A 19,701-nucleotide genomic window follows, 5' to 3' on the forward strand; every position below is an offset into this window, starting at 1 on the left:
GCCTTCGGGCCGCCCGCCCCTTCCCGTCGGGGCCGTACTTCGTCAGCGGCGGGCCTGGAGGAGTTCCTCCAGCTGCTCCTCGCGGGCCTGGGCGGCCACGAAGAGGAGTTCGTCGCCGGACTCCAGGGTCTCCTCCGGGTGCGGGGTCAGCACCCGGTTGCCGCGGATGATGGTGACCAGGGAGGTGTCCTCGGGCCAGCTGATCTCGCTGATCTGGGTCCCGGCGACCGGGGACTCCGGCGGCAGGGTCAGCTCGACGAGGTTGGCGTCGCCGTGGCTGAAGCGCAGCAGCCGGACCAGATCGCCGACGCTCACCGCCTCTTCGACCAGGGCCGACATCAGGCGCGGGGTGGAGACGGCGACGTCCACGCCCCAGGCCTCGTTGAAGAGCCACTCGTTCTTCGGGTTGTTGACGCGGGCCACCACGCGCGGCACCCCGTACTCGGTCTTCGCGAGCAGCGAGACGACGAGGTTCACCTTGTCGTCACCGGTGGCCGCGATGACCACGTTGCAGCGCTGGAGCGCGGCCTCGTCCAGCGAGGTGATCTCGCAGGCGTCGGCCAGCAGCCACTCGGCCTGCGGCACCCGCTCCACCGAGATGGCGGTCGGCGCCTTGTCGACGAGGAGGACCTCGTGCCCGTTCTCCAGCAGTTCGCCCGCGATGGAGCGGCCCACGGCGCCTGCACCGGCGATCGCGACCCTCATGCGTGTGCCTCCTCGGGGCCCTCGGCGAAGGCCGCCTCGACCTTCTCGATCTCGTCCGTGCGCATCATCACGTGGACGAGGTCGCCTTCCTGGAGCACGGTCTGGGAAGTCGGCAGCATCGCCTCGCCCAGTCGGGTGAGGAACGCGACGCGCACGCCGGTCTCCTCCTGCAGGTTGCTCACCTTGTGCCCGATCCAGGCGGCGGAGGTGTGCACCTCGGCGAGCTGGACCCCGCCGCTCGGGTCGCGCCACAGCGGCTCGGCCCCGGACGGCAGCAGCCGGCGCAGCATCTGGTCGGCGGTCCACCGCACGGTCGCGACGGTGGGGATGCCCAGACGCTGGTAGACCTCGGCGCGCTTGGGGTCGTAGATGCGGGCGGCGACGTTCTCGATGCCGAACATCTCGCGGGCCACCCGGGCGGCGATGATGTTGGAATTATCACCACTGCTGACCGCGGCGAACGCCCCCGCCTCCTCGATGCCGGCCTCGCGCAGGGTGTCCTGGTCGAAGCCGACGCCCGTGACGCGGCGGCCGCCGAAGGACGCCCCCAGCCGGCGGAACGCGGTGGGGTCCTGGTCGATCACGGCGACCGTGTGCCCCTGCTGCTCCAAGGTCTGCGCGAGGGCGGAGCCCACCCTTCCGCAGCCCATAATGACGATGTGCACGGCCGTCCTTCCGGCTGTCGGCGGCTGGCGGCCTGCCGCGGATCGCTTCCGGGCCTCCGTCGGGCTTCCGTGGGGGTTCCCTCGGAGTTCCGTCGGCGTTCCTTCAAGGTTCCGCGGGGGCCAGCCTTGTTACCTGCTCAGGCTTAACAGGGTCTCAGACCGTGGCCCAAGCTACACACGGGCGGTCACCAGTGTGACCCCAGTGTCGTCTGTTGGGGTCCTGTGGTCTGCAAATACGCCGACCTGGGGGTGGTGGTTGGCCAGCGGAATTTCCCAACGCTTACGATCCTCTGCGTGTCCAAACTGACCGACGTGCCCAAACGGATCCTGATCGGCCGGGCGCTACGCAGCGACCGCCTCGGAGAAACGCTCCTCCCCAAGCGGATCGCCCTACCCGTCTTCGCCTCCGACCCGCTCTCCTCAGTGGCATATGCCCCTGGCGAGGTACTGCTGGTCCTGTCGATCGCGGGCGTGTCGGCGTACCACTTCAGCCCGTGGATCGCGGTGGCGGTGGTCGTGCTGATGTTCACCGTCGTCGCCTCCTACCGGCAGAACGTCCACGCCTACCCGAGCGGCGGCGGCGACTACGAGGTCGCCAACACCAACCTCGGCCCCAAGGCGGGCCTCACCGTGGCCAGCGCCCTGCTGGTCGACTACGTCCTGACCGTCGCCGTCTCCATCTCCTCCGGCGTCGAGAACCTCGGCTCCGCCGTCGATTTCGTCATCGAGCACAAAGTGCTCGCCGCGATGATCATGATTCTGCTGCTCACGCTGATGAATCTGCGCGGAGTGAAGGAATCCGGGAATCTCTTCGCGATCCCGACCTATATCTTCGTCGGCGCGGTATTCGTGATGATCGCCTGGGGCGCCTGGCGCGGCCTCGTCATGGGCGACACGATGGAGGCCCCGACGGCCCATCTGGAGATCAAGGCCGAGCACCAGGGCCTGGCGGGCTTCGCGCTGGTGTTCCTGCTGCTACGGGCCTTCTCGTCCGGCTGCGCCGCGCTCACCGGCGTCGAGGCCATCAGCAACGGCGTCCCCGCCTTCCGCAAGCCCAAGAGCAAGAACGCCGCGACCACCCTCGCCCTCATGGGCGGCCTGGCCGTGACCATGTTCTGCGGCATCATCGGCCTGGCCATGGCCACCGACGTGAAGATGGCCGAGACGCCGGCCAGCGACCTGCTCGACAAGGGCGTCCCGGTCGGCTCCGGATTCGTCCAGCACCCGGTGATCTCCCAGGTCGCCGAGGCCGTCTTCGGCAACGGCAGCTTCCTGTTCATCGTGCTCGCCGCGGCCACCGCGCTCGTCCTCTTCCTGGCCGCCAACACCGCGTACAACGGCTTCCCGCTGCTCGGCTCGATCCTGGCCCAGGACCGGTACCTGCCGCGCCAGCTGCACACCCGCGGTGACCGGCTCGCCTTCTCGAACGGCATCGTGCTGCTCGCCGGGGCCGCGATGCTGCTGGTGTGGATCTACGACGCCGACTCGACGAAGCTCATCCAGCTCTACATCGTCGGCGTGTTCGTCTCCTTCACGCTCAGCCAGATCGGCATGGTCCGGCACTGGAACCGCCACCTGCGGACCGAGAAGGACACGGCGGCCCGCCGCCGGATGCACCGCTCCCGGGCGATCAACACCTTCGGTGCGATCTTCACGGGGCTGGTGCTGGTCGTCGTGCTCGCCACCAAGTTCACGCACGGCGCCTGGGTCGCCCTGCTCGGAATGGTGATCTTCTACGGCACGATGACCGCGATCCGCAAGCACTACGACCGGGTCTCCGCGGAGATCGCGGCGGCCGACGGGCCCTCCGAGGACAGCGTGCGACCGTCCCGGATCCACTCGATCGTCCTGGTCTCCAAGGTCCACAAGCCCACGCTGCGGGCCCTGGCCTTCGCCAAGCTGACCCGCTCGGACACCCTGGAGGCGCTCAGCATCAGCGTCGACCCGGTGGAGACGAAGGCGCTGCGCCAGGAGTGGGAGCGGCGCGGGATCAACGTTCCGCTCAAGATCCTCGACTCGCCGTACCGGGAGATCACCCGGCCGGTGGTGGAGTACGTGAAGGGGCTGCGCAGCGAGAACCCGCGCGACGCCGTCAGCGTCTACATCCCGGAGTACGTCGTCGGACGCTGGTACGAGCACCTGCTGCACAACCAGAGCGCGCTGCGGCTCAAGGGCCGACTGCTCTTCACCCCCGGTGTGATGGTCACCTCGGTGCCCTACCAGCTGGAGTCCTCCGAGCTGGCGAAGAAGCGCGCCAAGCGGCGGCAGGACTGGAACGCCCCGGGTGCGGTGCGCCGCGGTCCCGTGGACACGCCGCGCCCGCCCCGGCCGCCGAAGTCGAAGGACAAGGACGCGGCGTCGAAGTAGCCCGATGGTTGGTGAACGGCCGGACGAGATCCACGTAAACTGGTGGGTCGGCTGTCCGGCCGTTCTCGTGCGCTCCCGTACGACCTTGCACATCTCGCCCTTGATCCTTGGAGTTCCCCCGACATGACCGAGCAGAACGAGACGAAGAAGTCACTGGTCGGGGAAGAGTACGAGGTCGAGGTCGGCGCCGTAGCCCACGGCGGCCACTGCATCGCCCGTACCGCCGAGGGACGGGTCCTGTTCGTCCGGCACACCCTGCCCGGCGAGAAGATCATCGCGAAGGTCACCGAGGGCGACGAGGACTCCCGCTTCCTGCGCGCCGACGCGGTGACCGTGCTTGAAGCCTCCAAGGACCGCATCGAGGCCCCGTGCCCCTACGCCGGCCCGGGCAAGTGCGGCGGCTGCGACTGGCAGCACGCCAAGCCCGGCGCCCAGCGCCGCCTCAAGGGCGAGGTGGTGGCCGAGCAGCTCCAGCGCCTGGCCGGGCTCACCCCCGAAGAGGCCGGCTGGGACGGTACGGTCCTGCCCGCCGAGGGCGACAAGCTGCCCGCCGGACAGGTCCCCGCCTGGCGCACCCGGGTGCAGTTCGCGATCGACGAGGACGGCCGCGCGGGCCTGCGCAAGCACCGCTCGCACGACATCCAGCCGGTCGACCAGTGCCTGATCGCCTCCCCGGGCGTCACCGAGCTGGGCATCGAGAAGCGCGAGTGGCCCCAGCTGGCCGCCGTCGAGGCCATCGCGGCCTCCGGCTCCGGGGACCGCCAGGTCGTCCTCACCCCGCAGCCCGGCGGCCGCCTGCCGCTGGTCGAGCTGGACAAGCCCGTCTCGGTCCTGCGGGTCGAGGAGAAGGACGGCGGCGTCCACCGCGTCCACGGCCGCGCCTTCGTCCGCGAGCGCTCCGACGGCCGCACCTACCGCGTCGGCATGGGCGGCTTCTGGCAGATCCACCCGCAGGCGGCCGACACCCTGGTCAAGGCCGTCATGCAGGGCCTGATGCCGCGCAAGGGCGAGATGGCCCTCGACCTCTACTGCGGCGTCGGCATCTTCGCGGGCGCCCTGGCCGAGCGGCTCGGCGACACGGGCGCGGTGCTCGGCATCGAGTCCACGAAGCGCGCGGTCGAGGACGCCCGGCACAACCTCCAGGACATGGAGCGCGTCCGCATCGAGCACGGCAAGGTCGAGCAGGTCCTGCCGCGCACCAAGATCAGCGAGTGCGACCTGATCGTCCTGGACCCGCCCCGCGCGGGCGCCGGCAAGCAGACCGTCCGCCACCTGGCCGGCCTCTCCCCGCGCCGCATCGCCTACGTCGCCTGCGACCCGGCGGCCCTGGCCCGCGACCTGGCGTACTTCAAGGACAACGGCTACAAGGTCCGCACGATGCGCGTCTTCGACCTCTTCCCGATGACCCACCACGTGGAGTGCGTGGCGATCCTGGAGCCCATCGCGAAGGCCGGCTGATCCGGGGGTCCGGGTCCTCGGGGGTCGGGCTCTTTCGGGGGCGTTCGGTCATGGGGGCGGTGCGGTGACCAGGTGGTGGGCCAGGGAGGCGATGTCGGCCAGGAGGGCGGTCGGTTCCTGGTCCAGGTCCAGGGCGTGCTGGTGGAGGACGATGCCCGCGTGCCGGACGCGGTGGGCGGCGTGCGGGGCGTTTCCCTTCGCGTAGATCAGATGTCCCTCGCGCAGTCCCAGCGCGGTGCAGTAGGCGAGCATCTGGTACAGGTCGGCGTCCGGATAGCCGTCCCGCTTCTCGGCCTTGTACTTGGCGTCGGCGACCGCGAGCGGGGTGCCGTCGGGCCGGTACACCACGAGGTCCGGCTTCATCCGGATCGCGTCCGCCTCGTCGAGGTGGTGCGGATCCTGGAGGGCGCCGGTGCACTCCGAGCCGCGCAGCGCCTCGCGCAGGGCGACCGTCACGAAGTCCTCGAAGAGCTTGTTCATGTCGAAGAGGAATCCGTCGATGCGCAGCCCGCCGCGGGCGTGCTCGGGCGAGGACCCGGCGAGCACGGCACGGGCCAGGTGCAGGGCGGGCCGGTAGCGGGTGTTGAGGCGCGAGGGCTGCCAGGCGGGCAGCGGCCGACCGGCGATCAGGGGAGTGGCGTCGGCGAGGCGGGTGCGCTGGTGCAGCAGACGCCGGCGGACCTCGGGCGGTACGCCGGGCAGGCGCAGCAGCCGCTCCACGGCGGCGCGCAGGATGCGGTTCTCCGGGATGTCGGTGGTGAACTCGTCGTACACCACCTCGACCGGCAGCGCCGCCCCGAAGCGGCGCCGTATCTGGTCGGCTTCGCGGATCCGCCCCCGCACCACGAGGGCGCTCTCCTCGGTCGACCGGTAGCCCTGGAGCAGCCCGCGGCGCAGGGCCGCGGCGATCTGCCGCTCCACGGCGTGCGCCAGCGCGGGCAGCAGCTCGCGCCGGTCGTCCACCTCGACCCGGCCCTCTTGCCAGGGGTCCTTCGGGGCGAGGCTGTGGCCGAGCAGGAAGAACAGCCGGGCGACGGGCACCTTGGGCGTGACGCGGACGGTGACCGGTGCTTCGCCGTCCGCTGCGCCCACGGACACCGCGCCGACCTTGCTCCCGGCCCGCAGCAGCCACCGGCCCGGCGCGTACGGGTCGGGGGAGGCGTCGACGATCCGGGCCTCGGCCAGTGCCCGGCCGACGGCGTCCGGCAGGACGTGGCTGGTGGCCGGGGCGTGCTCGACGAGCTCGACGACCCGGCTCACGCGAGCGGTTCGGGCGCGGGCCGCCGGGGCAGCGATCGGCGCAGTGCGTCGAGCCCGTACCGCTTCTCGATGTCCACGCCCTCCCCGTAGTGGTGCTCTTCGAGCAGCGGGAGGATCTTCGTCCGCCAGGTGCGCTCCAGGCCGCCGTCCCGATGGACGCCCTTCTTCATCAGGTACGACGGCCCGATCCGGAAGTCCGGGTCCTCGATGCGCGCGTTGAGCGCGCTCAGCAGCTCGGTCGGTTCGGGGTCCAGCCCCTTGGAGTCGAGCCAGCGCCCCAGCAGCCCGCTGGTGGGCTCGGTGCGCGGGGACAGCTCCACGAACGCGAACCGGCGCCGCATCGCCGCGTCCACGAGGGCGATCGAGCGGTCCGCGGTGTTCATGGTGCCGATGACGAACAGGTTCGGGGGCAGCGCGAAGTCGTCGCCGGAGTAGGGCAGTCGGACCGACTTGTTGCGGTACTCCAGGAGGAAGTACAGCTCGCCGAAGACCTTGGCGAGGTTGGCCCGGTTGATCTCGTCGATGATCAGGAAGTGCGGGACGTGCCGGTTGCCCTCCCGGGACGCCAGGTCGGCCAGCTCGCGCAGCGGGCCGGCGGTCAGCCGGAACGCGACCTCACGGGTCTCGGGGTCCTCCCGCGGGCGGAACCCCTCCAGGAAGTCCTCGTAGGCGTAGGAGGGATGGAACTGCACCAGCTTGACCTGTTCCGGTCCGCCGCCGAGGAACTCGGCCAGCTTCAGCGCCAGGTAGGTCTTGCCGGTGCCGGGCGGCCCGTACAGCACGAGCTGACGCTCGTCCCACAGCAGGTCCCGGACCTCCCGCAGCCAGTCGGTCCGGTGCACCAGCAGTTCGGCGGCCAGCTCGTCGGTCGGCTCCGGCAGCTCCAGCTCCCGCCGGGCGGCGATGGCCGGGACCTCCGCGCCCGGATCCCGCTCCAGCGCCTCGGCCTCGTCGGCCAGCTCCTCGTCCGTGAGCCCGAGACCGTCGAGGACGGCCTGCACGGTCGTCAGTTCCACCACGTCGTGCTGGACGGACAGCTTCTGCTGGAGCTCCTCGGGCAACTCGTCGTACGCGTATCCCTGCTCCTGCCAGGTCACCGGTCGGCGCAGGTTGGCGCGGTGGTCCTCGGACTCGGTCTGCTCGACCTCCCCGGTGATCTCCCCGAGGTACAGCCGCCCGCCGGAGATCGTGCAGAGGGTGTCCCCGGGCTTCATCCGGGACAGGAAGGCGTGCAGCTCCTCCACCAGGTCCTGCTTCTGGCTGTAGGTCGCCGTGGACCCGTAGTCCTCCTGGACGAGGGTGCGGACCCGCTCCTTGCTGATGCCCGTCCCCACCCCCTGCCGCAGGCGGGAGGCGGCCAGGGTGACCCTGCCCTCGGGCAGCCACAGGCGCTGGACGAGGTCGACGCCGGTGACGTTGGAGCCGCGCACCAGCCACGCGCGGTTCGGGCCCCAGGAGGCATCGGGCATGAAGTCGCCGAGCGGTCGGCCGTCCTCGGTCTTCCAGCTCGTCCATCCGTTGGCGCTGCTCCCGGTGAGGACGGCCGCCGCTTCGGAGGAGGAGTTGAAGGTGATGGTGTCGGCCGTCTCCAGGCAGTCGGGCCAGGTCGTCGTCCGCTTGATGCGGCCCTCGGCGACGAGCTGCTCCCGGAGCCGGTGTGCGGAAGCCACGCGCTTGGGGAAGGACGGTACGGCTTCCGCCCGGACGGGCTGACCCGGGCCCACGACGAACCGGCGGCTGCCGTTCGTCCCCATCTCGTCGGTCTGCCGTCCGCGCGCCAGCGGGCCGCCGTTCGGCAGCCGCAGGCGGAACTCCGGGTACGGGTCCGTCACCATCGGATCCTTTCTCTTCCTCATTGCCTTGGTCAAAGGCATTCTCCGGCCTACTGGACGGAAAGGCTCAGGCGGGCCGGGTGGTGATGGTGCACAGGCGTTTGGTGGCTCGGGTCAGGGCTACGTAGAGGTCTCTTTCACCGGCGGGGCGGGAGGCGATGATTTCCTCCGGGTGCATGACGACGACGCCGTCGAATTCCAGGCCGCGGGCTTCGGAGACCGGGACGACGCGGGCGTGGTCGGTGATGCCGTGGGCGGTCAGTTCGCCGACCCTGGCGTCCGCGCAGATCACGCCGAGGAGTTCGCCCGGGTGGGCCGTGCGCTGGGCGTGGAGTTCCCGGGCGAGGGCGGGGAGCGAGCCGTGCGGGGGCGCGGTCACCGTGCGCGGGGGCTCGCCGCCGCGCAGGGAGCGGGTGGGCTGCTGGGCGGGGGCGATCCGGGTGAGCAGGTCCCGTACGCTCTCCAGGATCTCCTGGGTGGTGCGGTAACTGACGTTGAGCGTATGGAGGTTGAAGCGCGGGCCGATGTGCGGGGCCAGCGCCTCGTGCCAGTCGCGCGCCGTCGCGACCGGGCCCGCCTGGGCGAAGTCGCCCACCAGGGTCATCGCCCGGGACGGGCAGCGGCGCAGGATCATCCGCCACTGCATGGGGCCCAGTTCCTGGGCCTCGTCGACGACGACGTGCCCGTACGTGCGCTCCGGCGGACCGGTGACCAGGCTCGCCGCCTCGTCCAGCAGCGGTACGTCGGCATCGGTCCAGGGGGCGTCCGGGGCGCGCAGCAGGAGGGAGCGTTCCCCGGCGGTCAGCCGGGGCAGGTGCTCGGCGAGGGCCCCGGCGTTCGTCAGGAGCATCCGCACGAGGTCGTCGGGGGTCAGCCGCGGCCACAGCGCTTCGACCGCCCGGTCGACGCCGGGGTCGTCGAGGAGGTCGGATCGCAAGGCGTCCAGGTCCAGTTCGTGGACGGGACCCGGTGCGGCCGCGCCTTCGACGCGGCGCCCCGCGGCGCCCGTGAAGCGGTCGAGGTCCAGGCCGGTCATCCTGGTGGTGTCCGCGTCGATCCGGTCGAGGACGTCGCCCACGTCCCGTCGCATGGCGTCGGCGACGGCGTCGACCAGGAGTTCCGTGAAGACCCGGCGCGCGGGGTCGTGCCCCGGTGCGGCGGCGAGGGCCGCTTCGCGCGCCGCCGCGACCTCCTCGGCGGGCAGGTGGACCCGTTCCCGGCCGACCCGCACGGCGAAGCCGCCGGAGGGGGCCTGGTGGCCGCGCAGCAGGGCGGCCAGGGCGTCGGCGAGGTCGCAACCGCCCTTGAGGCGGGCCGTGTCGAAGGCCTCCACCGCGTCCGTGGCCACTCCGGCCAGTTCCGCGCAGGTCGCCAGGACGACGTCGTTCTCGCCGAGCGAGGGAAGGACCTGGGAGATGTAGTCGAGGAACCGGGTGTTCGGGCCGACCACCAGGACGCCCTCTTCCGCGGCGCGCGGGAACGCGTACAGGACGTACGCCGCCCGGTGCAGGGCGACCACCGTCTTGCCGGTGCCGGGGCCGCCCTGAACCACCGTCACCCCGCGGTGGGCGGAGCGCACGATCGCGTCCTGCTCGGCCTGCAGCGTGGCGACGGCCGTCCCCATCGTGCCCGTACGGCGCGCCGCCAGGGCATCGGTCAACGGGCCGTCGCCGACGACGTCTTCGGCGGTCGGGGCGGTGCCGTCGAGGAGCTCGTCGCTCACCGAGACGACCGTGCGTCCTTCGAGGCGCAGGTGGCGGCGCCGGCGCAGGTCCATCGGGTGGACCGGTGTCGCCTCGTAGAAGGGCCGCGCCGCCCTCGCGCGCCAGTCCACGAGCAGCGGCAGATCGTCCTCCTCCGTGTGCAGTCCGATCCGCCCGATGCGCAGGGCCGTGCCGTCCGTCCGGTCGATGCGGCCGAAGACCAGGCCCCTTCCGGCGCCCTCCAGTCGGTCGATCTCCCGGGTCAGACGCTCGGCGGCGACCTCCCTCTCGTACGCCTCGCCGGCGCCCTTCGCCGGGGCCTTCAGCACCCTCGCCCGGCTCGCCCGGGCCTCGGAGAGCCGCTCGCCGAGCAGCTCGTACAAGGAGGACACGTGAGCGCGCTCGGATTCAACCGCATGCACGGCCGGGTCATTCGTCTTCGACAACACGGGCTCCTTCGATTCGAGCCATACCATAGGGTCGAATTTCCGCGAAGGTAAGTCTTGACTTGCTCGGGAAAGCGTGGCCCCGCGTCCTCTATTCGGTTTGTGGAAAGGGGAATTCTGTGCCCTCCCGCGTTATGTGAATTCATTTCGCAAGGGGTCGGCCGACCCCCGGTGGTCGGTGGGCGCGATATCGGGCCGCCGTCAGGCCAGGGTGAGGGGGAGGGCGGTGAGGCCGCGGGTGAGGCGGGTCCGGCGCCAGGTCGGGTCGGTGGCGGGGGCGGCCAGGTGGGTGTTCGGGAAGCGGGTCAGGAGGGCGCGGAGGGCGATTTCGGCTTCGGCGCGGGCCAGGGGGGCGCCCGGGCAGCGGTGGATGCCGTGGCCGAAGGAGAGGTGGGCGCCGGCGTCGCGGTCGAGGTCGAGGCGGTCCGGGTCGGGGAACGCCGCCGGGTCGCGGTTCGCGGCGCCGGGGGCGATGAGCACCGGGTGGCCGGCCGGGATGTCGACCCCGCCGATCCGGAGGTCCCGCGTGCTGTACCGGAAGGTGGCCACGCTCACCGGGGAGTCGTGGCGCAGCAGTTCGTCGAGGGCGCCGGGGATCAGCTCCGGGTCCCGGCGCAGGCGGTCGAACGCCTCGGGGTGGCGGAGCAGGGCCAAGGCGGCGTTGCCGATGAGGTGGGTGGTGGTCTCGTGCCCGGCGACCAGCAGGAGGGCGGCCAGCGAGACGGTCTCGTCCCGGTCGAGGCCGCCCTCGGCGCAGTCGCGCACGAGCGAGTGGAGCGGGCCCTCGCCCGGGGCGGCGCGGGCCGCGTCGACGAGGTCGGTGAGGTAGTCGCCGATGTGGTGCGAGGCGGCGTCGACGCGGGCGGTGTCGGTCGCGTCGAAGAGGTCGTGGGAATGGGCCGCGAGGGTGGCGCGGTCGGCCTCGGGCACGCCCAGCAGTTCGCAGACGACGGTGACCGGGAGGGGCACCGCCAGCTCCGCCACCAGGTCGACCTCGTCTCCCGGTCGCCACGCGGCGGTCAGGTCGTCGACGACGCGGGTGATGAACGGGCGCAGCTGCCGGACGCGGCCCGTGGTGAACAGGGGCGTCGCCACGCGCCGGTGGCGGGTGTGCCCGGGGGGATCGCTCGCCAGCATGTTGCGGGAGATCGCCGGGTGCAGGTCGCGGTTCGAGGGCTTGTCGGCGAAGAAGCGGACCGTGTCCTTGGACAGGCCGGGGTCGGTGAACGCCTCGCGGGCCTCGGCGTGCCCGGTGATCAGGTACGAGTGGTGTCCGCCGGAGCCGGTGGGGACCCGTTGGACGGGACAGTCCGCGCGCAGCCCGGCGTAGGTGGGGTAGGGGTCGGCGAAGAAGCGCGGGTCGCGCAGCGGGTCCTGGCGCGGGGCGCTCACGAGCCCGCTCCCGCGGTCTCGGGCTCCGGCCGCGCGGGGTGGGCCGCGCGGGCGCCCGCCACGAGCAGCAACCACGCGGTCTCCGCCGGGAGGTCGCCCTTGCGGGAGCGGGTGCCGGCGGCGGGCGGTGCCTCCTCGCCGTCGAGGGGGAGGCCGGAACGCTTGGCACGGACGGCCGCGGCGATGACCGCGGCCTCCACCTCGGCGTCGCCCTCGGGGGTGTCGGTCGCGCCCCTGCGCGCGACCTCGGCGGCCGCCGCGTCCCGTACCGACGCCTGCCGGTAGCGGCGCAGGGCCAGGACGCAGTCGTTGATCTCGATGACCCGGCGGTGCAGGTGGAAGTCGAGGTCGTGGGCGTCGGCGCCGGTGGCGCCCGGGTCCAGCACGACCTCGGGGACCGCCGAGGTGACCTCGCGCCACAGGGGTTCCAGCGCGGTGAAGGAGTTGCGTTCCCAGCGGCGGCGGCGCAGTCGGCTGAGCGGCCACAGCAGGGCGGGGAGGGTGAGCCCGAGGGTGATGAGGAGCACGGCGACGGCGGGCGCGGTCACGCTGAACGTGCAGCGCAGCGGGGTCACCAGGGTCGAGCACCGGGCGTGGTCGGGCACGAGCCCGAGGCCGAGGCCGATGGAGACCAGGGCGAAGAGCTTGTACGCCGCGTAGACGAGGGCGAAGCCGCAGCCGACCGAGGTCGTGCGCAGGCCCCAGCGCTGACTGCGGCGGGTCGAACGGGTGGACTGGGCCCAGGTCTGGAGCAGGAAGTCCTTGGCCGTGTACCCCAGGTAGGAGATGTAGATGAGCACGTAGCACGCGTACAACGCGGGGTTGCGGCCGGTGAGTTGCTCGGCGACGAAGAACGCGGTCATGCCGGCGACGCAGAGCGCGAGGGCGATGACGCGCAGCCGAATCTGCCGATGGGCCCGCTCGCGGTCCAGGTTGAGCTGGAAGAGGAAGGCGAGCACCGAGGTGGCCGCCGTCAGGGTGAAGGAGTTGCTGAGGAGCCGGGCGACGTGGGGGACCACCGATTCGACCGCGCGCTCCACGGCCGGGGCGTACGAGGCGAAGGCGAGGGCGAACGAGGTCAGCAGTGCGGCCATCGCCCAACTGCCCGTGGGCCGGTGCCCGCCGCGTCCGCGCACCCAGTAGGCGGCGAAGCACAGCAGCACGACGGCCGTGCCCGAGAAGAGGATGTCGATCATTTCCGGTGGCGCTTCTTCCTGTGTGGCTCGGCGAACAGTGCGTCCCAGCTCTCGGCGCCGCTGGCGGGCCGGCTCGACGGGGCCTCGCGCCCCCGGTACATGAGCTGTCGGATCACGCTGGCCATCACCTCGGCCTCGCGCTCGTCCTCGCTGGTGTAGCTGGTCCGACCGGACATGCGCTGCACGAGGGTGGGGTCGAACCCGATCGCGCGCAGGGTGTCCCGGTCCAGTTCCAGGCTGCCGGGGTGGTCGCAGATGATGTGGCTGATCTCGTGGGCGAGGATGTGGTTCTGGTGGAGGGGGGAGGTGGCCTCCTCGTAGAACAACAGGTCGGCGTCCGGGGTCTCCAGGCGGATGCCGCACGGAGCGTCCGCGGCGCCCAGGGTGCTCAAGGGGCGCAGGATGATGGGGCGTCCGCGTTGTTCGGCCACGGCGTCGCGCAGGTCGCGGGTGCTGAAGCGGTGCGGGAGCCCGAGCGCCTCGACGCGCGCCTCGCACGCGGCGCGAAGCTGCTCAAGGTCCATGTCCTCACTCTGGTGGCGCCGGTCGGGGGTGGTCGGCCGCGGCGGACCCCGCCCCGGAAGTCCGCTGGATGCGCCCCCATGCTGACATGTTCGCGACTCCGCTTCGAGGTCGGGGGTCGCCGCGCCCGCGCCCCGCGGCGCGGCCGTCCGCGTGCGGCCGTCCGCGTTCGTTCGTCCGCGTTCAGTCGTCCAGGTTCAGGCCGAGGTCCTGGGCGGGGTCGTCGGCGGTGAGCCCTTCGAGCTTGCGGGCCTGCTCGATCACGGTGGACAGCATCTTCAGGCTGTCGACGCTCAGGCCGTTGGCCCGCAGGGCCACCTTGCGGACGTCCTGGTCGCGCATGGCGGCGAGCAGGTCGATCTCCGCCCGGGTGCGTTCGGCGGCCGCGCTGTCGACGAAGTAGCCCGCCGGTACGCCGAAGAAGTCGGCCAGGGCCTTGATGGTGTGGCGGGTCGGGTTCCGCTTGGCCCCCGTGCGCAGCTGCTGGATGGCGCTCGCCGTCACCCCGCGGCCCTCTCCGGTCGAGGCCCTGAGGATGCCCTCGGCGACCTCCGCGTAGGTGTAGGGCCCCCGGGAAGGGGGGTGCACCGTGCGGAAGAGGTGGTCCAGAAGCTGGGCGAAGGTGGGTGACTGGTCATCCTCCACGTACACGTCCTCCTTGGCGTGATGCCGAGCTTGTGCCCACCACAGTGTTTCTCGAAGCCCATCGGGCCGGCCCCGGCAACACTTTGGTTGACGCCGGACACTCACTCTGGTGTACGTTACCAATGCTTCATCGACACTGGAGTGTCGAGGGGCGTGGCGGCGGCGCCGGGGCGGGGCTGAGCTTCACGGGGGTGAGCTCGGCCGACGGCCCGGCGTCCGGCCGCGCCGCGATGCCCGGGCTCAGGGGGTCGCCCCGGGCGTCGCGCCCACCGCCGCGGTGCGGCCGACCGACCGCAGGGCGAGGGGGGAGGTCATGGCCCGGGCCAGCCGCTGCTGGAAGGCGAGTTCGGCGGCGAGGTCGCCCGGTGCGATGACGACGGGGGTCTGCGGCGGCTGCTCGGGCCGCCGGTCGCGGCGCTTGGCCTCGATCGCGCCGAGGAGCTGGCCGGCCTCCACGACGGCCGCGAGCTCGTCGCCGCGCAGCCCGGCGGCTTCGGCCTCGGCGCGGACGGCGCGGGCGATCTCGGGGTCCATCCAGGTGCGCAGCTCCCATTGGGCGTCGCGGATCTCGATCAGCATGCGGTAGAGCCGGGTCTGCAGGTCCGGGGTCGGGCCCATGGGGATGACCGGTTCCGGTACCTCCGCGGTGAGCGTGCGGTGGAGCGGGGTGAGGGTGCGGTGCGCCCGCCGGTTGCGCAGCCGGTCCCCGGCGGAGGTCAGGTGCGGGCCCCAGTCGGGCAGGATCCACCCCACGGTCTGGACGATGACGGCGATCCCCACGCCGAGTTGGGCGATGGACTCCCACGACCGTCCGGACCCGCCGAACTGCGCGGCGATGAGATCGGCGGTGCGGCAGCCGGTGTAGACGAGCGCGAAGGGCAGGGTGAAGGCCACCATGCGCAGCCCGCGACGCAGCCAGGCGGACGGCGCGATCTTGGAGTACCGCCACCCCATCACGCCGATCTCGACCTGGTTCGCGGTGAAGGCCGCGAGGTAGACGGCGAGGTAGGCCGGCATGTACTGAGCGTGCGTGACGGCGAAGTCGTCCGGTGTCTCGCCCTGCGCCGCTGCTCCGGTGAAGAGCACGGTCATGGAGATCAGCACCACGGCGAGCGCCAGGATGCGGGGCAGCGTCTTGCGCCGTGCGGCCTGCGGTCCGTGCGTCAGGTGGAGCAGCACGAGCTGCTGGCACGCGGTCATGACGACGACGCAGCTCTGGGTCAGCAGGCCGGAGAAGTTGACGATGCCGACGAACTCGCTCGTGGCCGCCCACACCGAGGGGGTGGACACCGTGAAGATGATGAAGAGGAGGAGGAAGTTGGCCACCAGGGCCACTTGGGTGACGGAGCGGTCGGTGCGCAGGACCCGCGATTTGTAGATGAGCGCGAGCAGGGCGACCGCCGAACACAGCGGGTACAGGAGGCTATTCAACGCACTTCTCGTGGGTCGGGGATTCCAGGGCGGCCAACCGCAGGGCGATGGCCCGGGCTTCGGGGGGCACCGGCCATGTCCGCCTGTCTCCCCACGCGTTGATGCGCCGGCCGATCAGCGAGCCGACGAGCTCGGCCTCGACCTCCGCCTCCGCGTCGGAGTGCTCGCGCCCCATGACGCGGCGGACCAGGCCGGGGTCGAGGGAGGGCATCAGGAGCCGGGACGCGTCGCTCGACATGATGGGGGAGGCCTCGTGGTCGCACAGGACGTGGCCGATTTCGTGCAGGATCACCTGCTGCTGGTGGATCGGCACGAGGCGCTCCTCGACGAAGATGTAGTCGTTCGCCTCGGTGGAGACCCACAATCCGTGCGGACCGGCGGCCGGCAGCGGGAGGGCGGCCACCCGGACCGGGCGTTGGCGCAACTCGCCCAGGTGATCGCAGAGTTCACTGATGGTCAGGTTCTCGTCGAGGCGCAGACCGAGGCTGTGGACCCGCTCTTCGCACCGCTCTCCGAGCGTGCTCGTGGCACGGGCCCGGGGCTTTAATCGCCAGCGCACGACGATCACGAAGCTTCGGTGTCGGGCGTCGCGTCGTCGCGGGTCACGGGCACTCCTGCAGGGTCGGCATGAGTGTTATCTGAACACAGCGCTCCGGTCGCGTCCAGGGCGGAAACGAGACAGTTCGCCATTTGGCAATAGCTCAGCCGGACTATTTTTTGCCAATTTTCAGAACTGCCGCCAGGAGTCTGTCAGAAGCCCGCGTCGAGCCCGTGCGGACCCGGTGGAGAGTCGGTGCGGAGCCCGTCAGGAGTGCGGTTCCTCTTGCGGGCCCACGGGGAGCCCCTCCAGTTCGCGGACCCGGTCGATCACTTCGGTGATCGAGCGCAGGGTCTTCTCCGACAGGCCGACCGAGCGCAGGGCCACCCGCTGTACGTCCGCGTCCCGCAGGGCCGTGAGGAGGGCCAGTTCGGCGTTGACCGTGTCGGTGACCCGGTTGTCGAAGAAGTAGGCGGGCGGGACGCCGAAGAACGCGGCCAGCCCCTCGATGTGCCGCATGGTGGGGTTGTCGCGCTGGCCCTTGCGGAGCAGCCAGATGTAACTGCCCGAGATCGGCACGCCGGTGGCGGTGATCGCGCGGGCGACTTCCTCGGTGGTGTGGGCTGCCCGGCCGGCGGGGGCCGTGCTGGCGAACAGGTGGTTCAGCTTGTGAGCCAGGCTGTTCGCGGGCCCAATCTCCAGATCGGTCATGCGCGTCCCGTCTCCATTGGTCGGGTCGCATCATACCCGCCAACTGACGTGTAAGTCGAAGGTCGGCGGATCCAACGTCAGTTGACTCCGGTGAGGCCGCAGGGTTAGCGTCGCCGAGCGGGTGTTCAACTGACGTGCGGCGACACGGCGACTCAGTTGAACACCAGTGGACAGGAGGGGGCGGTTCGACCTCACGCCCCGTTGTCAGACTTCGCACCTGGGGAGCGAATGGCCAGCGAGTCGATCCGTGCCGTCACCACCGCGAGCGGTATGCCCCGCCAGATCGTCCGCACGCGGACGCTCGGCGGGCGCCTCCCCTCCGCGGAGAGATGCAGCCGCCCCTGCGCGGCTCCGCGCCCGTGATCTGGGACGTGGCCCCCGGGTCCTGATCGGCGCCGCACCCGCGGCCCGACGGCCCCGGGCGAGCGCCCGACCGTTTTCGCCTCCTCCTGGCCTGCCGACCGCCGTCGGCGGGCCCACCACCCCTGCCCACCCAGCCCCGTCCGGCACCCGCTGCCCGCCCATCGGCGCGCCGCGGCTCCGTGCCCGGACGTAGGGCCCCGCGAGCACGTCGCGAGGGTGCGGCTCGGCGTGCCCTCACGAGAATCCGACACGACTACCGGACGGGGTCGTATGGCCGTCATCACCTTCCGAAGACCTCCGAAGACATCCGCAGGCATCTGAAGACAGTCGAACGACGCACGGCGCGACGCACCTGGCGATGCGCGGGGCGAAGCAGAGCGAGCACGGGGGATTCACATGCAGCAGACGATTGCCGCGCCAACACAGCCATTACGACGAACAGAGGAGTCACCTCCCTTCCTTCACGCACGGCAGGACGGCGCCGCGAAGGCGGACCTGCACGTCACCTTCCAGGTGCTCGGACCCCTGGAGGCCTGGGTCGGGCCCCGCAGGGTCGAGATCGGCGGACCCCGGCAGCGGATCGTGCTGGCGATGCTGCTGCTCGCACCGGACCGGGTGCTGTCGATCGACCAGTTGGTGGAGGCGGTGTGGAACGGCCGGCCGCCCGCGACCTGCCGCACCCAGATCGCCATCTGCGTCGCCAGCCTGCGCAAGGCCTTCCAGGCCGCCGGGCACACCGAGGAAGTGATCGTCACCGCGGCGCCCGGGTACCTGTTGCGCTCCTACGGGCACCGGATCGACGCGGTGGAGTTCGCGTCCGGGGTGGAGGGCGCGCAGACGCTCGCGCAGCGCGGGGACACCAGCTCGGCGGCCGACGTACTGGGCCGGGCGCTCGGCCTGTGGCGCGGGCCGGTCCTGGCGGACATGTCGAGCCCCGTCATCGAGACCGAGGCCGAACTGCTCGAACACCGGCGCCTGACCGCGTACGAGCAGTACGCCACCCTCCAGCTCCAGCTGGGCAGACACCGCGAGATCATCGCCGAGCTCACCGCCCTCGTGTCCGAACAGCCCCTGTGGGAACAGGCGCGGGCCGCCCTCATGCTCGCCCACTACCGCTCGGGTCACCGCTCCGAGGCCCTGGCCCTCTTCCGCCAGGCGCAGCGGGTCTTCCGCGAGGAGATCGGACTGGAACCGGGCCGGGTCCTGCAGGACCTGCACACGGCCATCCTCCAGGAAACCTCCGCACTGATGCCGGTCACCGACGTGGCCGGGCCGCTGAGCGTCGGCTGCGCCCTGCCCGAACTGCCGCCGGGCGCCGCCGCGTTCGTCGGTCGCGAGCGTGACCTGCGCGCCCTCGACGGTCTGCTGCGCCGAGCCCGCGGGGGTGTCTCGGCCGTCGGCCTGGTCGTGGGACGCCCCGGCATCGGCAAGACCGCCCTCGCGCTGCACTGGGCGCGACGGGCGGCCCACGCCTTCCCCGACGGGCAGATCCACGTCGACCTGGAACGGACCGGCACCGCGGACGCCCCCGCGGCCCTGCTGCGGGACCTCGGCATGTCCGACTCGCAGATCCCGGCGGAGTACCAGGACCGGCTCCGGGAGTTCCACCGGCGGGTCGAGGAGCGGCAGATCCTGGTGATCCTCGACGGCGTCCCCGACGACACCGTGGCGTACGACCTCGTGCCCAAGGCGGGCAAGTGCAGCGTCCTGCTGACCAGTCGCCGGGTGCTCGCGACCCCGGCGCAGGTCCGCCTGACCCTGCAGGAGCTGGCCCCGGCGGACTCCGTCACGCTGCTCGGCTCCCTCGTGGGCGACGGGCGGGTGGAGGAGGACGCCGCCGCGGCGCACCGCCTCGCCACCCTGTGCGACCACGTGCCGCTCGCCCTGTCCGCCGCGGCGGCCCGGCTCGTCGCCAAGCCCCACTGGCGGCTCTCGCACCTGCTCACCCGGCTCGGCGACCCTCGCCACCGGCTGGAGGAACTCTGCACGGGCGCGCCCATGCTGCGCCGCTCCCTGGACGGCGTGTACCGGTCGCTCTCGCGCGAGGCCGCGGCCCTGTACGTCCGCCTCGGGCTCGTCTGCGGCGAGCGGATCGGCGTCTGGGTGGCCCAGGCGCTCCTCGACACCGACCCGATGGACGCCCAGGGGCTGCTGGAGGAGCTGGTGGACGCCACCTTGATCGAGGTCTCCGACACGGGGTCGGACGGCTGGTTCCGCTACCGCCTGCCCGGTCTGCTCTCCCTCCACGCGGAGGAGACCGCCCATCAGGAGATGACCGCGGTCGCCCGCACGGCGGCGTACGACCGGATGGTGGACGCCGAGGCCTCGCACGCGAGCGATAGCACGTCGATACCGGCCCTTCGTAGGGTCGGCTGACGGCACCCCGAACGGTCACGGGACTCGCTCCCGGACCGGCGATCGGGGGAGGGGTGCCGTCCGCGGTGACGGCTCGCCGCGGCCCGGGCCC

Annotated in this window: 15 protein-coding genes; 3 read left to right on the forward strand and 12 right to left on the reverse strand. The window is 71.8% G+C overall.

Features of this window, described 5'->3' with window-relative positions:
* Positions 1-42: 42 nt before the first annotated feature.
* Together ACFWAR_RS36670 and ACFWAR_RS36675 are read right to left on the reverse strand one after the other, a co-directional pair.
* Entirely contained in the window at positions 43-705 is a 663-nt protein-coding gene (locus ACFWAR_RS36670) for a TrkA family potassium uptake protein (protein ID WP_283449663.1), read from the reverse strand.
* Positions 702-1,370, reverse strand: coding sequence for a TrkA family potassium uptake protein (locus ACFWAR_RS36675; protein ID WP_354379042.1), 669 nt, complete (start codon positions 1,368-1,370; stop codon positions 702-704). Before ACFWAR_RS36675 ends, ACFWAR_RS36670 begins: the two co-directional genes overlap by 4 nt.
* Positions 1,371-1,664: 294 nt before the next feature.
* Here ACFWAR_RS36675 and ACFWAR_RS36680 point away from each other — a divergent pair, with 294 nt between their 5' ends.
* Both ACFWAR_RS36680 and ACFWAR_RS36685 read left to right on the forward strand, forming a co-directional pair.
* The gene (locus ACFWAR_RS36680) at positions 1,665-3,737 is read left to right on the forward strand and encodes an APC family permease (protein ID WP_385787201.1); all 2,073 of its coding nucleotides are present in this window, start codon (positions 1,665-1,667) and stop codon (positions 3,735-3,737) included.
* Positions 3,738-3,860: 123 nt separating this feature from the next.
* The gene (locus tag ACFWAR_RS36685; protein ID WP_385787204.1) at positions 3,861-5,195 is read left to right on the forward strand and encodes a class I SAM-dependent RNA methyltransferase; all 1,335 of its coding nucleotides are present in this window, start codon (positions 3,861-3,863) and stop codon (positions 5,193-5,195) included.
* A gap of 48 nt (positions 5,196-5,243) precedes the next feature.
* On the opposite strand, the gene ACFWAR_RS36690 is transcribed toward ACFWAR_RS36685, so the two are convergent.
* The 10 genes from ACFWAR_RS36690 to ACFWAR_RS36735 all read right to left on the reverse strand — a co-directional run bounded on the left by ACFWAR_RS36690 (position 5,244) and on the right by ACFWAR_RS36735 (position 16,871).
* Positions 5,244-6,455, reverse strand: a complete 1,212-nt coding sequence (locus tag ACFWAR_RS36690) for an McrC family protein (protein WP_385787207.1) — start codon at positions 6,453-6,455, stop codon at positions 5,244-5,246.
* Complete coding sequence (locus ACFWAR_RS36695; RefSeq protein ID WP_385787210.1) at positions 6,452-8,311, reverse strand: DUF4357 domain-containing protein; 1,860 nt, start codon at positions 8,309-8,311, stop codon at positions 6,452-6,454. Before ACFWAR_RS36695 ends, ACFWAR_RS36690 begins: the two co-directional genes overlap by 4 nt.
* Positions 8,312-8,354: 43 nt before the next feature.
* Complete coding sequence (locus tag ACFWAR_RS36700) at positions 8,355-10,382, reverse strand: HelD family protein (RefSeq protein WP_385787213.1); 2,028 nt, start codon at positions 10,380-10,382, stop codon at positions 8,355-8,357.
* 255 nt (positions 10,383-10,637) lie between these two features.
* Positions 10,638-11,828 carry a cytochrome P450 gene (locus ACFWAR_RS36705; RefSeq protein WP_385787215.1) on the reverse strand — a complete coding sequence of 397 codons (1,191 nt, stop codon included), beginning with the start codon at positions 11,826-11,828 and terminating at the stop codon, positions 10,638-10,640.
* The gene (locus ACFWAR_RS36710; protein ID WP_385787218.1) at positions 11,825-13,024 is read right to left on the reverse strand and encodes an MAB_1171c family putative transporter; all 1,200 of its coding nucleotides are present in this window, start codon (positions 13,022-13,024) and stop codon (positions 11,825-11,827) included. The genes ACFWAR_RS36705 and ACFWAR_RS36710 overlap by 4 nt, the downstream gene beginning before the upstream one ends.
* Positions 13,021-13,548 carry a regulator component gene (locus ACFWAR_RS36715; RefSeq protein ID WP_385787221.1) on the reverse strand — a complete coding sequence of 176 codons (528 nt, stop codon included), beginning with the start codon at positions 13,546-13,548 and terminating at the stop codon, positions 13,021-13,023. The genes ACFWAR_RS36710 and ACFWAR_RS36715 overlap by 4 nt, the downstream gene beginning before the upstream one ends.
* A gap of 181 nt (positions 13,549-13,729) precedes the next feature.
* Positions 13,730-14,191, reverse strand: a complete 462-nt coding sequence (locus ACFWAR_RS36720) for a helix-turn-helix domain-containing protein (protein ID WP_385787224.1) — start codon at positions 14,189-14,191, stop codon at positions 13,730-13,732.
* 240 nt (positions 14,192-14,431) lie between these two features.
* Positions 14,432-15,622 (reverse strand): MAB_1171c family putative transporter, encoded by a 1,191-nt coding sequence (locus ACFWAR_RS36725; protein WP_385787227.1) that lies wholly within the window; start codon positions 15,620-15,622, stop codon positions 14,432-14,434.
* Positions 15,615-16,190, reverse strand: a complete 576-nt coding sequence (locus ACFWAR_RS36730; protein ID WP_385787230.1) for an ImmA/IrrE family metallo-endopeptidase — start codon at positions 16,188-16,190, stop codon at positions 15,615-15,617. Before ACFWAR_RS36730 ends, ACFWAR_RS36725 begins: the two co-directional genes overlap by 8 nt.
* A gap of 237 nt (positions 16,191-16,427) precedes the next feature.
* Entirely contained in the window at positions 16,428-16,871 is a 444-nt protein-coding gene (locus tag ACFWAR_RS36735; RefSeq protein WP_385787233.1) for an XRE family transcriptional regulator, read from the reverse strand.
* Positions 16,872-17,630: 759 nt separating this feature from the next.
* Here ACFWAR_RS36735 and ACFWAR_RS36740 point away from each other — a divergent pair.
* Complete coding sequence (locus ACFWAR_RS36740; protein WP_385787235.1) at positions 17,631-19,610, forward strand: BTAD domain-containing putative transcriptional regulator; 1,980 nt, start codon at positions 17,631-17,633, stop codon at positions 19,608-19,610.
* The last annotated feature ends 91 nt before the right edge of the window (positions 19,611-19,701 follow it).

It is taken from the genome of Streptomyces sp. NPDC059917, assembly GCF_042730635.1.
In the GTDB taxonomy this organism is placed as follows: Bacteria; Actinomycetota; Actinomycetes; order Streptomycetales; family Streptomycetaceae; genus Streptomyces.

What these genes read in the sequence shown, in the direction of transcription:
- ACFWAR_RS36670 (WP_283449663.1), bottom strand. Translation starts at nt 705, where the DNA reads ATGAGGGTCGCGATCGCCGGTGCAGGCGCCGTGGGCCGCTCCATCGCG.
- ACFWAR_RS36685 (WP_385787204.1), top strand. Translation starts at nt 3,861, where the DNA reads ATGACCGAGCAGAACGAGACGAAGAAGTCACTGGTCGGGGAAGAGTAC.
- ACFWAR_RS36695 (WP_385787210.1), bottom strand. Translation starts at nt 8,311, where the DNA reads ATGAGGAAGAGAAAGGATCCGATGGTGACGGACCCGTACCCGGAGTTC.
- ACFWAR_RS36710 (WP_385787218.1), bottom strand. Translation starts at nt 13,024, where the DNA reads ATGATCGACATCCTCTTCTCGGGCACGGCCGTCGTGCTGCTGTGCTTC.
- ACFWAR_RS36715 (WP_385787221.1), bottom strand. Translation starts at nt 13,548, where the DNA reads ATGGACCTTGAGCAGCTTCGCGCCGCGTGCGAGGCGCGCGTCGAGGCG.
- ACFWAR_RS36735 (WP_385787233.1), bottom strand. Translation starts at nt 16,871, where the DNA reads ATGACCGATCTGGAGATTGGGCCCGCGAACAGCCTGGCTCACAAGCTG.
- ACFWAR_RS36740 (WP_385787235.1), top strand. Translation starts at nt 17,631, where the DNA reads ATGCAGCAGACGATTGCCGCGCCAACACAGCCATTACGACGAACAGAG.